Here is a 13541-nt window from a genome sequence, read left to right on the forward strand (position 1 = left end):
GCTATTCCTCCTACAGTTTAATAGAATGTAAGGCTTGTACAAATTTTTCAACAATGAAATTCGTCTCGTCTGAGGAAATAATCAGAGGAGGAGATAAGGTTAACACATTATTGAAACCTGCCACGGTTACCCCATTTTTCCCAATGAGTAACCCTTGTTCCTTACATTGTGTGATCACTTTGTTCACAAGTGTAATGTCGAGCGGTGTTTTGCTATCTTTATCTTGTACTAGCTCTACGCCAATTAATAAGCCTTTCCCACGAATATCCCCAACATTCGGGTGCTCCTTTAATTGCTCCTGTAATGTAGTGAGTAATGTAGCACCTAGTGCAGCCGAGTGGGCAAATAAATTTTCCTTTTCCATTATTTCAATATTTTTTAATGCGACGGCACATGCTGCTGGTGATCCACCGAATGTGTTGACATGACGGAAAAAGTCATATTCCTCAGTTCCAGCAAACGCCTCATAAATTTCACGACGAACAGCTGTAGCAGACAGTGGCATATAAGCGCTGGTTAAGCCTTTTGCCATAGTCACAATATCAGGCTGGATGCCGTAGTTTTGGAATCCAAAAGCTTTGCCTGTACGACCAAAACCACAAATGACTTCATCGACAATGAGTAGTGCGCCATGCTTCTCACAAACAGCTTTAACTCCCTGTAAGTAGCTGTCGTGGGGCATAATTACACCACCGCCAGTAATAATAGGCTCCATAATGACTGCTGCTATGGAATCTGACATTTCCCAAGTCATGACATGATCGATTGCTTGGACGGATGGTAATGCACAAGGGTCCTTACTTTGAATATGGTCTTCATTGGCACGATAAGCGTCAGGTGGAGTGACATGTAAAAAACCTGGTGCCAGTGGCTCATATTTATACTTTCGTTGAGCTTGTCCAGTTGCTGCAAGAGCACCCATCGAGCTACCATGATAGGCCCGGTAACGAGAAATAATTTTCGTTCGATTGACGTGACCTTTTTGTTGATGATATTGTCTAGCTATTTTGAAGGCTGCCTCATTTGCCTCGGAGCCACTATTGGAGAAGAAGACGACATAATCATCCCCTAAAAGCTCATTAATTTTTTCACTTAATTGAATAGCAGGGATATGCCCAACAGATAATGGGGTATACGTATTTTCTAGCAATTGCTCATAGGCAGCTTTGGCAATCTCCTCACGTCCATAGCCAACGTTCACACACCATAAACCTGCCATTGCATCTAAATAACGCTTGCCTTCAATGTCAGTAATCCATGCCCCTTTAGAGGATTGGACGATCATTGTTGCATTTGGATTGTAGGGCTTCATAGAATGCCATACGAATTGTTCATCTTTTACTTGCCAATTGGGACTTGTTACATTTGTCACGAAGCTTCACTCCTTCTAAACAGGTAGTTGATTAGCATGCATATGTTTTCCTCAGATGTGGACAACAAAAATGCGCAGTCGCCCCCATTTGTACTTTATATGTATGCTTCAAGAATTTTAGAAGGAGTATTTAATGAGAAAGATAATTCAGTTAATTTAATGTTGTGACAGGCTATTGATGCATTAAGACATCCTCAATTAAAAAGGCAATATACAAATTAGTCTTCGTAAAGGGATTGCTTAAGTCCATATCTAATAGCATTTCAATTTTCTTAATTTTATAGAGGACGGTGTTTCGATGTATAAATTGACGTTCACTAATCCTGCTTGTACTGCCATTTTCCTCAACAAAAATACGTAAAAAAGGTACATAGTCTGTCCCATGTAGTTCATCATAGCGGTAAAGTTGTCCTAAAATATCCTGACTAAACGATTTCATTAGGGGCTGATTTTTCACAGCCATCAATATTTTATAGGCACCGATTTCTTTGTATTTATACAAATAACGATTGTTATGAAGCTGTGCTAAATGGATGACGGTTAAGGACTCATCATAGCTTTGGCGAACATTTTCTAGCTCTTTATGAAAGTTACCTTTGCCTATAATAATATCCAAGTAACCATTTTTTAGCGTGATTTTTTCATAGATTTCTTCTACAACTTTTGAGAAGGGTATATTAGGTGTATTGATTTGTGCTTTATCAATTAAAAAGATGAGGTGATTTTTATGCTTTAATTTTAAGAAGCGTTGATAGCGATTTTGAAAAGCGAATTGGATCATGACCTCATAACGGTCAATAGCTGCTTTGGAGCCAATGGTTGTACAAGTTATGATCGCTAATTCTCTTCCTTGAGGAAATCCTAGCTGTGCTAGTTGATCTTTCATTGTGTTAGTGTTTTGTTTGTAATGAAATAGTAGATTGAAAAGAACCTTTTCTTCGATAGAAAGCTCTTGATGGTGATTGGCAATAAATTGAAAGGTAGTTTTTAATAGATCAGCAATGCGATAATTCCATGGCATTTGAAAAATTGGGAAATCATGTTGATTGGCAAAAGAGATGACGGCTTCTGGAATGCTAGGAATGAATGGTCCTGTATTAATGATAAAGCCAGCTACTTTTTTTGTGTATGCCTGTTTGACAAGATGTTCCAAGGAGTCTTGCTGCGCATCTAAATTAATACCTGTTGTGACGACTAATTCATTGGGTCTACAAAACATGATTAAATCACTGCTTTCCACAACATTAATACCAGTAACTCTGCGATACGTACCACTATGTCCAGCGACTAATGTGAGCATTGGGAAATGAACTCCCTCTACAATTTTACGAATCGTCCCCATACGTTCCCCCCTTAATTATGAACATAACTTACCATATATGATGTGCAGTTGCACATATTTTTTTAGTTTACTATCCATATCTCACAAATTTTATCTATTTTAGAATGTTTATTAACTACTGTGAAAGAGAGGACTTGCATATGTATAAATGTAATAGTAGACGATTGCAAGAGTTAATTGAACAATTTAGTCAATTTGGGGCCACCGAAAATGGTGGCGTCACACGTTTGTCTCTTTCGAATGAGGATGTATTAGCAAGAAACTATTTTTGTGAGTGTTGCAAAACGTTAGGAATGGATATTCAGGTGGACGATATGGGCAACATTTACGCCACTCTTCCTGGTAAAAAGAATGTGCCACCCATTGTCATGGGTTCCCATCTAGATTCAGTAGAAAAAGGTGGAAGATTTGATGGTGTGTTAGGTGTACTAACAGCGATCGAGGCCATTCGAACAATAAAGGAAAATGATATCGAAGTGGACATTCCTCTTACGATTGTCAATTTCACGAATGAAGAAGGGGCACGTTTTGATCCAGCCATGATGAGTTCAGGCGTCATCACCTCAAAATTTGACAAAGAAAAAATGCTCCAATCTACGGATAAAAACGGCATTCGTTTTCAACAAGCTTTACAAGCAAGTGGCTATGAGGGAGAGCAAGCCAATCGTCTGAAGGAGGCACTTGCTTATATCGAATTGCATATTGAACAAGGGCCAGTATTAGAAGCAAAACAGCAGGAAATTGGTGTGGTTGAAGGTGTGCTAGGCATGGTCTGCTATGAAATTACAATTAGTGGGCAATCAAACCATGCAGGTACAACCCCAATGTCAATGCGTAAAGACCCAATGATTGTGGCATCAACCATCATTAAAGAGCTATATGAACAATTAGGAAAAATTGACGAACAACTTGTTTTTACTTTTGGTCGTATGAATGTTTCCCCGAATATTCATACCGTTATCCCAAATAAGGTGACATTTACAATTGATTCACGTCATCAAAAGCCAGAGGTCATGCAACAGGTTGAGGATATTCTCAACGCGCTTCCTGAGACAGCGGGCGGATGCCATATTCAGCCTGTCAAGTTATGGGGCAGAGATACCGTGTATTTTGATAGTGCGATTTGCAATGAAGTAGAAAGAGCTTGTCAAAGCTTTGGCTATTCATCTCATCGTATGTTTAGTGGCGCTGGACATGATGCACAGTATATGGCAAGTATGGTTCCTTCCGCGATGATTTTTGTTCCAAGCATTCAAGGGAAGAGTCATTGTGAAGAAGAGGAAACAGCCTTTGAAGATTGTGCAAAGGGCGCAGATATTTTATTGGAAACGGTGTTAACGCTACAAACGAAGTTTAGTATGGGCGAAACATATACACTGCATTAACTATCAAGCATTCTCTAATTTTGTGATGAAGGGTGAGAGGCATAGTGAAAAAAATCATTAAAGGTGGACGAGTAGCAACTGCTGCTGATGTATTTGAGGCAGATATTTTAATTGAGAACGGTAAAATTGTTCAAATTGGACAAAATTTAACGGATGCTGGCGCTGAAATTATTGATGCTACAGGCAAGTACGTATTGCCTGGTGGCATTGATCCCCATACGCATTTAGACATGCCATTCAATAACACGGTGACGGATGATGATTGGAAATCAGGCACCATTGCAGCGGCTTTTGGTGGGACAACTACTATTTTAGATTTCTGTTTAACAGCAGGAGAAGAAAAATTATCGACAGCCGTAGAGAAATGGCACGACAAGGCAAAAGGAAAGTCTGCTATTGACTATGGCTTCCACTTGATGATTGGTGATCTAACACCTGAAACCGAAGCTGAATTACCACAATTATTAGAGCAAGAGGGCATTACTTCTGTCAAAGTCTTCATGGCTTATGCAAAAGAATTCCAAGCCACAGATCGTACATTATTTAAAGCCTTTAAAATCGCTAAGGATCTTGGTGCGATAGTGATGGTCCATTGTGAAAATGGCTCTGTTATAGATGAGCTAGTAGAGGAGGCAAGACGTGCTGGACATAAGGAACCGATCTATCATGCACTAACTCGTCCAGCGGAATTGGAAGGAGAGGCAACAAAGCGTGCTATCGAATTAGCGCATATAGCTGGTGCGAAGCTCTATGTGGTGCATGTGACTTGTAAAGAAGCGGTAGATGAAATTATTGCCGCTCGTGAAAAGGGCTATGATGTTTATGGTGAAACTTGTCCACCGTATTTAACGCTCGATCAATCCGCATTAGCGCAACCAGGCTTTGAAGGAGCCAAATATGTTTGGTCACCGCCACTTCGTCCTAAATATCATCAAGAACATTTATGGAATGCCTTAAAGGCAAAACAGCTACAAACGATTGGCTCAGACCAATGCTCCTTTAGCTTTAAAGGTAAAAAGCAATTAGGCTTAAATGATTTCTCGAAAATTCCAAATGGCGGACCATTCATTGAAGACCGCTTCAGTATCTTATACTCTGAGGGCGTGGCAAAAGGCAGAATTTCCATCAATGAATTTGTTGATATGATCTCTACTAGTGCCGCAAAAATATTTGGCTTATTCCCGCAAAAAGGAACGATTGCAATTGGTTCAGATGCGGATATCGTCATTTTTGACCCAGAGGCACAGCGTCAAATTTCAGCTAAAACACATCATATGAATGTGGACTATAACCCATATGAAGGCTGGGAAGTAACAGGTGAGCCTGTTAGTGTACTCGTACGTGGGGAATATGTCATTAAAAATAAAGAATTTGTAGGTGTACTTGGCAGTGGACGATACATTAAACGTCCATTAAAAACAGTAACTGCGGAAGCTCTAAACATTTAGCTTCCTACAGGATAGACCGATTGTTTTGACTGGAGAGCAAAACAATCGGTTTCGTAATTAGGGTACGGAAAAAATGAACACATGAGGGGGATGTGGAAATGGTTCCGATTCAAGAAAATGCAATGACCGTGCAGCTTAGACGTAATTTTGTGGAATTAAAAGGTAAGATGACAAAGAATGAGGCTATTGAGGAAGCCAATCGTTGTTTGTATTGCTATGACGCACCATGTATTAAAGCATGTCCAACAAGTATTCAAATACCAAATTTCATAAAAAAAATTGCATCTGGTAATATGAAGGGTTCTGCTACGACTATATTAGAAGCAAACCCAATTGGTGCAAGCTGTGCAAGAGTTTGTCCAACGGAAGAACTGTGTGAAGGGGCGTGTGTCTTAAATTCTTCAACAAAGCCAATTAAAATTGGTGAGTTACAACGTTATGCAACGGATTGGGCAATGGAAACCAATGCTCAGCTATTTAAGGCAGGTCCACATAATGGACAGAAAATAGCCATTGTAGGGGCAGGTCCTGCTGGTTTGTCGGCAGCTCGTGAGCTCAGTCGTTTAGGCTATCAAGTAACTATTTATGAGGCTGAAGCGAAGGCAGGGGGCTTAGGAAGCTATGGGATTGTAGCATTCCGATTACCAAATGATGTCGTAGATTGGGAAGTAGAGCAGATTGAACAGCTCGGTGTGGACATTCAAACGAATACAGCTGTAGGTGTGGATATTTCTGCTGATGAAATTTTGGCTCAGTATGACAGTGTGATTTTAGCTGTCGGTATGGGTGCTGTCCCAAATCTGGGCATTGATGGGGAAGATTTAGAAGGGGTACATGATGCTATTGAGTTTATTCGAAAAACAAAAATGGGACCGCTTACAAATGATATTGTAGGGAAACGAGTAGCCGTAATCGGTGCTGGAAACACGGCGATAGACGGTGCTACAAGTGCGGTGCGTTTAGGCGCAGATAATGTACAAATTCTCTATCGTAGAACAGAAAAAGAAATGACAGCATACAAATTTGAATATGAATTTGCCAAGCAGGATGGTGTGGAATTTAAATGGCTAACTGCACCTAAAAAAATTATTGGCAATGAAGCAGGAAAGGTGACAGGCATTGAATGTGTGAAAATGAAGCTTGGTGAGGCAGGTCCTGATGGTCGACAACGCCCTGAAGAAGTAAAGGGCTCCAATTTTATCATTGAAGTGGATGCTGTTATTAAAGCCATCGGGCAAACTCGTTTTGTATCGTTAATTGAAGCCTTTGGTTTAGCTCATACAAATGGTGTCGTAGACATTGATGAGACAACAATGCAAACGTCCAATGACAAAGTATTTGCATGTGGAGATGTTGTCTTTGGTAATGGACAGGGTGAAGCGATGGTAGTGACCGCTGTACAGCAAGGAAAAGATGCAGCATATAAGATTCATGAATGTTTAAGAAAACCAAGTGAGATTGCATAAAGTGAACCTTCAATCAGGGAGGCTCTTCCTCCACTGATTGTTAGATTCACCAATCGGGTTTATACAGGCTGTTAATCCCCCATCTGAATGATTACATTAGCCTATGTTTTGAAATGGAGGTCATACAGCCTGTATCTGGCACTATGCTTTCAGTTGACAAAAGATTGTTAGTACGGATAGAGGGGGAACTTATATGGCAGACTTACGCATTAATTTAGCGGGCATCAAATCGCCGAATCCATTTTGGCTAGCATCTGCTCCACCAACGAATTCAGGCTATCAAGTACAACGTGCATTTGAAGCGGGCTGGGGTGGCGCAGTTTGGAAAACGTTAGGAGAACCGATTTTAAATGTGTCTTCCCGTTTTGCAGCAGTTAGCTATAATGGCCAACGTGTGGCAGGCTTTAACAATATTGAATTAATTACGGATCGACCATTAGAAGTGAATTTACAAGAAATTTATGAGACGAAAAAGAAATTTCCTAATCACGCAATTATTGCCTCGTTAATGGTGGAACCAAAGCAAGAAAAATGGCATGAAATTGTGAAACGAGTAGAAGATGTGGGGGTTGATGGTCTTGAGCTTAACTTTGGTTGTCCACATGGGATGGCAGAACGAGGCATGGGTTCTGCCTCTGGTCAAGTCCCTGAATTGGTGGAAAAACAAACGTACTGGGTAAAGGAAGCGGCGCGTACACCTGTTATTGTTAAACTAACGCCCAACATTACGGATATTACCGTGACGGCGGAAGCGGCAACACGAGGTGGAGCAGATGCTGTGAGTATGATTAATACGATTAACAGTTTAGCTGGTGTTGATTTAGATTCTTGGAATACAGTACCACATGTGGCTGGAAAAGGAGCTCATGGGGGCTATTGTGGTCCAGCAGTTAAACCAATTGCACTGAACATGGTTGCAGAATGTGCTCGTAATCCATTAGTCAATGTACCGATTTCGGGCATCGGGGGGATCTCCAATTGGCAAGATGCAGCGGAATTTATTTTAATGGGTGCGACAGGCGTACAGGTATGTACAGCAGCAATGCATCATGGCTTTAGTATTGTGGAGGATATGATTGATGGGCTGAATAACTACTTAGATGATAAAGGTTTAGCTTCAGTCATGGATTTAGTTGGTCGCTCTGTACAAAGGTATTCAAACTGGGGTGATTTAGATTTAAATTATAAAATTGTCGCAGAAATTAATAATGATGTTTGTATTAATTGCAATAAGTGTCATATTGCTTGCGAGGATACATCCCATCAATGTATTGACCTTTATACGGAGGATGGTCGCCCAATGCTAAAGGTTCGTGAGGAAGACTGCGTAGGCTGTAATTTATGCTCAATTGTTTGTCCTGTCGATGGAGCCATTTCAATGGTTGAACGCCCATCTACAATTCCGCCAATGACATGGAATGAACGCCAATCACTTCTTAGCAGTCTATCAAAATAAAGGACCGTTGTTCATTTTTGAATAAAGATTAAAATCGAAATTCCACCTTCCTTCAGCATTTTGGGTGAAGGAAGGCACTTCAAGTAGGTTGTCACGGAAATTAGAAAAAAAGGAGAGAAACATTATGGAACGTGAAGGGAATTATTTAAAATCCCCAGATTTACTTCCAGTGACACATCAACAAAGAAATATTGGAACATTTGGTTTTGCGGTGATTTGGATAGGAATGGCAATTGTATTAGCGGCTTTTGCCATTGGTGGTTCGGCTATCATGAATTTATCCTTACCAATGGTGATTGTGGCAACATTGGTAGGTTCTTGTTTAATTGGCGTCTTTATGACGTTAATTGGTGACATCGGAATAGAGCATGGATTATCTTTCCCTGTTTATATGCGTGCACCATTTGGCACATTCGGTACTCATATACCTTCCCTTGTACGTGGTGTTACAGCTGCCTGTTGGTTTGGTTTGAATACGTATTTTGGTGCATTAGCGATAAACGGAATTTTAAATTTATTGTTTGGCTTTGATAATTGGTTTATCTGCTTCCTTGTGTTTGCAGCGCTTCAACTCTTTAATACATCTCTTGGTATTAAATCCATTGAGCGTTTTGCTGATTTAGCAGCCCCTGTCATAATTTTAATTTCTTGTTGGATGTATTACACATTGGCAGATAATGCAACATCTCAGGGAAAAAATATTTGGACGTGGGTGGAAACCCCAACAACAGGCTTCGCTGCTTTTACCGCCTTTATGGTAGTGGTGATGGCAAATATGGGCTTTTGGGCAACCTTAGCAGCAGATATGCCATCCTTGTCCCGTTTCTTTAAAGCACCCAAAAATGAGCGTAATTGGTTCAAGCGTAATAAAACACAGCTTGTAGGCTCTTTAATTGTCATGCCCATTACAAACACATTCATTGTTACGATTGGTGCAGTTTGCTATATGGCAGTTGCCTCGGCAGACCCAATTAATGCCTTACAGCAAAGTGCAAGCGGCTTTATTCTTGGAATTCTATTGCTGATGATTGTATTAGCACAATGGTCGACAAATACCTCTGCCAACGTTGTACCAGCAGCTACTATTTTCTCTAATATCGGTGGACCGAAAGTGCCATTCTGGGTAGGGGTAGTTATTGCAGGGATTATTGGTATTCTTGCACAGCCCTGGAGTCTATTTGATGTCATGGTCAATGTCCTATTAATCATTGGCGGTATTTTAACAGCGATTGTAGGTATTTTATTTGCTGATTACTACCTGATTCGTAAACGGCGCGTAGATGTAAAAGAGCTTTATGAATTAGATGGGCAATTTAAATATTATAAGGGCTTTAATATGGCTGGATTAATCGCTTGGGTAATCGGTGGTGCAGTTGCCAATATATTTTCAACTTACTCTTCTTTAGTAGGGTTTGCTGTAGGCGCGATTGTATATTATGTATTAGCGAAGTATTGGTGGTTTAAAAAGTATCCACAAGCTGAGCTAGATGATCCAAGTGATGCCAAATATTTAGGTATTACTGTCGGACATAATTTAGACGAAATATTTGGCCAGCCAACAGCTCCAACGGCGACTCCGGATGAAGATGAACTGGTGGAGCAACCAGATCCTCTGTTAGAGATGAAGGGTGCCGAGTAAGTGAGACAACATCAAGACATTTTCAAAAGAAGGTGAGGTGATGGCATGTCTGAATTCCAACAAAGCACAGAGGAAATTCAAAAAGTAGATCATTATTTAGATAGTGGCTTTAAAATCAAATATGTCTACGAAAATTTAAGTGGGATGTTTGTAGAGTTTGCACGTCAAGAAGAAGTGACTTTGCTACAAATTCTAACAGCAGATGCACGTAAATACTTTTCTGCAAAATTACAGGAACAAACTTTATTACAATAACGAAGTAAACTCTATTCCTTTCGACTTGAACGGAATAGAGTTTTTTGAATTTTCTGATTTTAATTATGTTGAAGTAACATCATATTTCGTACAAACATCAATTAAATCGTCGTTATTACCTATTTTTTGTTATTCTATTAAAATAGTAATATTTTTTGTTTTTCCTAAAAATACATTTGTCTTTTTAGAAAAATTGATTATTATTTTAAAGTAAAAACATCGTAGAAAGAACAACAGGAAAAGAGGCGTTATGGAGTGGCCAATAAGGAATTGAAAAGAGGATTAGAAGCACGTCATATTCAAATGATTGCACTTGGCGGTACGATTGGTGTTGGGCTATTTATGGGCTCAGCAAGTGCTATTCAATGGACAGGACCTTCTGTACTCCTTGCCTATGGTATTGCAGGTATTTTTATTTTTTTCATTATGAGGGCAATGGGTGAGATGCTTTATATGGAGCCAAGTACAGGCTCTTTTGCCACATTTGGCTATAAATATATTCATCCTTTAGCAGGGTATTTAACAGCGTGGAGTAACTGGTTCCAATGGGTTATTGTTGGGATGTCTGAAATTATAGCAGTAGGAACGTATATGCAATATTGGTATCCAGAATTACCAGCTTGGATACCTGGTCTAATTGCAATGGTGATTTTGGGTGTGGCAAACTTCATTTCTGTCAAATCGTTTGGAGAATTTGAATTCTGGTTTGCGATGATTAAAATTGTTACGATTATTTTAATGATTATTGCAGGGGTCGGACTCATCTTCTTTGGCTTTGGCAATGATGGAATAGCAATCGGCTTATCCAATCTTTGGAGTCACGGTGGCTTCTTTACAGGTGGCTGGACAGGATTTTTCTTTGCCTTATCTTTAGTCGTTGCTGCCTATCAAGGGGTGGAGCTCATTGGGATTACAGCAGGAGAAGCAAAAAATCCTCAACAAACGATTACGAATGCCATCCAAAGCATTATTTGGCGTATTTTAATTTTCTATATCGGTGCAATCTTTGTCATTGTTACAGTGTATCCTTGGGATGAGCTTGGCACAATTGGTAGTCCTTTCGTTGCGACATTTGCTAAGGTAGGTATCACAGCTGCCGCAGGTATTATTAATTTCGTCGTCATCACAGCTGCAATGTCAGGGTGTAACAGTGGAATCTATAGTGCTGGACGTATGTTATATACACTTGCTATGAATGGACAAGCACCAAAATTTTTCGCAAAGCTTTCTAGTAATGGTGTGCCTTTATTTGGAACAGCGGGCGTATTAGTTGGCTTAGTCGTTGGTGTTATTTTAAGTTATATTGCCCCTGAAAACTTATTTGTTTATGTGTATAGTGCAAGTGTTTTACCAGGGATGATTCCATGGTTTATCATTTTAATAAGTCAAATTCGTTTTAGAAAAGTAAAGGAAGCGCAGCTAGCAAAGCATCCTTTTAAAATGCCGTTCGCACCGATTACAAACTATGTAACAATTATCTTTTTAATCATGGTACTAGTCGGCATGTGGTTCAATGATGATACACGCGTGTCATTAATAGTGGGCATTATTTTCTTGATTCTTGTAACCATTAGCTACTACGTATTTGGTATTGGTAAAAACCGATACAGCAAAGATTCTATAGAATAACCTTTAAGGATGTATCTCTAATTGGGATGCATCCTTTTTGTATGGCTATTTTTGCTAGCACAATTTTTACATAATTAAATGATAAAAAGGCAAACTACTAAAAAATGAATGATATGGACTGGTATTTATCGGAACAAAAGGGGTGGAGCAAAAATGAACGAGATACCCGAGCAGATTGTCACTAAATTAAAGCAGGAGATTAACGAAGTCGATGACGTAAAACTGAAAATGATCGCTACAGAAGAAGGGGATGTGACGGTCATTTATTTCTCCTCACTCATCGAAAAAATGACCTTACAAACCATGGTGACGATTCCACTAGCTAATAATTTGAAACAAATTCATCAAATGGCTCAATATGTGGACCCGAAAGATGTGAAAGGTGTCGTTAAAAAATTGAATGCTGGGCAAACCCTTCTTTTTTTTCACGAAACCAACGCCCTATTAAGTATCGATACGTATAGTGCGCCTACAAGGGCCATTACGGATACGGAAACAGAGTCGACTGTAATTGGTCCACAGGATGCATTTACAGAATCACTGGAAACGAATATATCGTTAGTGAGAAGACGGATTCAAAGCTCCATGCTAAAAAATGAAAACCGAATTGTTGGGTCAGAAGCCAATATTAAAATATCGATTATGTATATGGATAATATCGTGAGCCATGAAAATTTAGATGATTTAAGAAACCGTATTGACCAGGTAGATTATCCGTTATTTACGGATATATCCGTGTTGAAGCAATTAATTGAGGATAATCCATTATCGCCCTTTCCTCAATATTACATGACAGTCCGTCCAGATAGTATTTGCCGTTATCTTCTGGATGGTAGAATCGTCGTTTTTATGGATAATAGTCAACTAGCCATTGTCTGTCCCACTTCTTTTTTTGAAATGTTCGTGTCGATTGAGGATTACTACAACCGTTGGACAACAGCATCTTTATTAAGGATGCTGCGCTTTTTTGGTTTTTTCTTAACGATCATGATTACACCAATGTATATATCAGCCTTAACCTTTCATCCAGAAATTTTGCCATACGAATTATTACTAAATCTTCAAGAATCAAGAAGTAAGGTACCATTTCCACCACTGATTGAGGTATTATTTATCGAGCTTATAATTGAAGTCTTACGAGAAGCGGGCTCTCGAATGCCTGCCAAAGTCGGACAAACCATTGGTATCGTAGGAGGTATTGTAATTGGTACAGCGGCCGTAGAAGCTGGATTACTAAGTAATATACTCATTGTGTTAGTCGCTACCTCAGCACTACTTTCCTTCTTACCGCCTATTTTCTTAATGAGTAATACTAGCCGATTTATTCGTTATATTTTTATCTTATCAGCAGGTTTATTTGGCTTGTTTGGACAGATGCTCGCCTTTGCGTGGTTAATCCACCATTTATTAAGTCTCAAATCCTTAGGAACGCATTATATGACACCTGCTATTCCAAGAAAGCCAAGCGATTTATTGGATAGTGTCATCCGATTTCCAACTAAATATATAAGAAGTAAGACTGGTATTTCAAAAGTACAGAAAAAATAGT

10 protein-coding genes are annotated in these 13541 nt (G+C 39.5%); 8 read left to right on the forward strand and 2 right to left on the reverse strand.

Annotated elements, in window-relative coordinates:
- Positions 1-10 precede the first annotated feature (10 nt).
- Together LBYS11_RS07100 and LBYS11_RS07105 are read right to left on the reverse strand one after the other, a co-directional pair.
- Positions 11-1372 carry an aspartate aminotransferase family protein gene (locus LBYS11_RS07100; protein ID WP_054550726.1) on the reverse strand — a complete coding sequence of 454 codons (1362 nt, stop codon included), beginning with the start codon at positions 1370-1372 and terminating at the stop codon, positions 11-13.
- 172 nt (positions 1373-1544) lie between these two features.
- Complete coding sequence (locus LBYS11_RS07105) at positions 1545-2714, reverse strand: PucR family transcriptional regulator (protein ID WP_048389885.1); 1170 nt, start codon at positions 2712-2714, stop codon at positions 1545-1547.
- Between the two features lie 140 nt (positions 2715-2854).
- Between LBYS11_RS07105 and LBYS11_RS07110 the strand changes: the two genes are divergently transcribed.
- From LBYS11_RS07110 to LBYS11_RS07145, 8 genes are all read left to right on the forward strand, one after another.
- Positions 2855-4099, forward strand: coding sequence for a Zn-dependent hydrolase (locus LBYS11_RS07110; protein ID WP_054550727.1), 1245 nt, complete (start codon positions 2855-2857; stop codon positions 4097-4099).
- A gap of 44 nt (positions 4100-4143) precedes the next feature.
- Positions 4144-5547, forward strand: a complete 1404-nt coding sequence (gene hydA, locus LBYS11_RS07115; RefSeq protein WP_048389890.1) for a dihydropyrimidinase — start codon at positions 4144-4146, stop codon at positions 5545-5547.
- Positions 5548-5645: 98 nt separating this feature from the next.
- Entirely contained in the window at positions 5646-7013 is a 1368-nt protein-coding gene (locus LBYS11_RS07120) for an NAD(P)-dependent oxidoreductase (RefSeq protein ID WP_054550728.1), read from the forward strand.
- Positions 7014-7206: 193 nt separating this feature from the next.
- Positions 7207-8469, forward strand: coding sequence for an NAD-dependent dihydropyrimidine dehydrogenase subunit PreA (gene preA / locus LBYS11_RS07125; protein WP_048389894.1), 1263 nt, complete (start codon positions 7207-7209; stop codon positions 8467-8469).
- Between the two features lie 124 nt (positions 8470-8593).
- Entirely contained in the window at positions 8594-10108 is a 1515-nt protein-coding gene (locus tag LBYS11_RS07130; protein WP_103117731.1) for an NCS1 family transporter, read from the forward strand.
- Between the two features lie 45 nt (positions 10109-10153).
- Complete coding sequence (locus LBYS11_RS07135) at positions 10154-10363, forward strand: hypothetical protein (RefSeq protein WP_016995612.1); 210 nt, start codon at positions 10154-10156, stop codon at positions 10361-10363.
- 255 nt (positions 10364-10618) lie between these two features.
- Positions 10619-11992 carry an amino acid permease gene (locus LBYS11_RS07140; RefSeq protein ID WP_054550730.1) on the forward strand — a complete coding sequence of 458 codons (1374 nt, stop codon included), beginning with the start codon at positions 10619-10621 and terminating at the stop codon, positions 11990-11992.
- A 153-nt stretch (positions 11993-12145) separates the two neighbouring features.
- The gene (locus LBYS11_RS07145; RefSeq protein ID WP_054550731.1) at positions 12146-13540 is read left to right on the forward strand and encodes a spore germination protein; all 1395 of its coding nucleotides are present in this window, start codon (positions 12146-12148) and stop codon (positions 13538-13540) included.
- Position 13541 lies beyond the last annotated feature (1 nt).

This window comes from Lysinibacillus sp. YS11 (genome assembly GCF_002896375.1).
GTDB lineage: Bacteria > Bacillota > Bacilli > Bacillales_A > Planococcaceae > Lysinibacillus > Lysinibacillus capsici.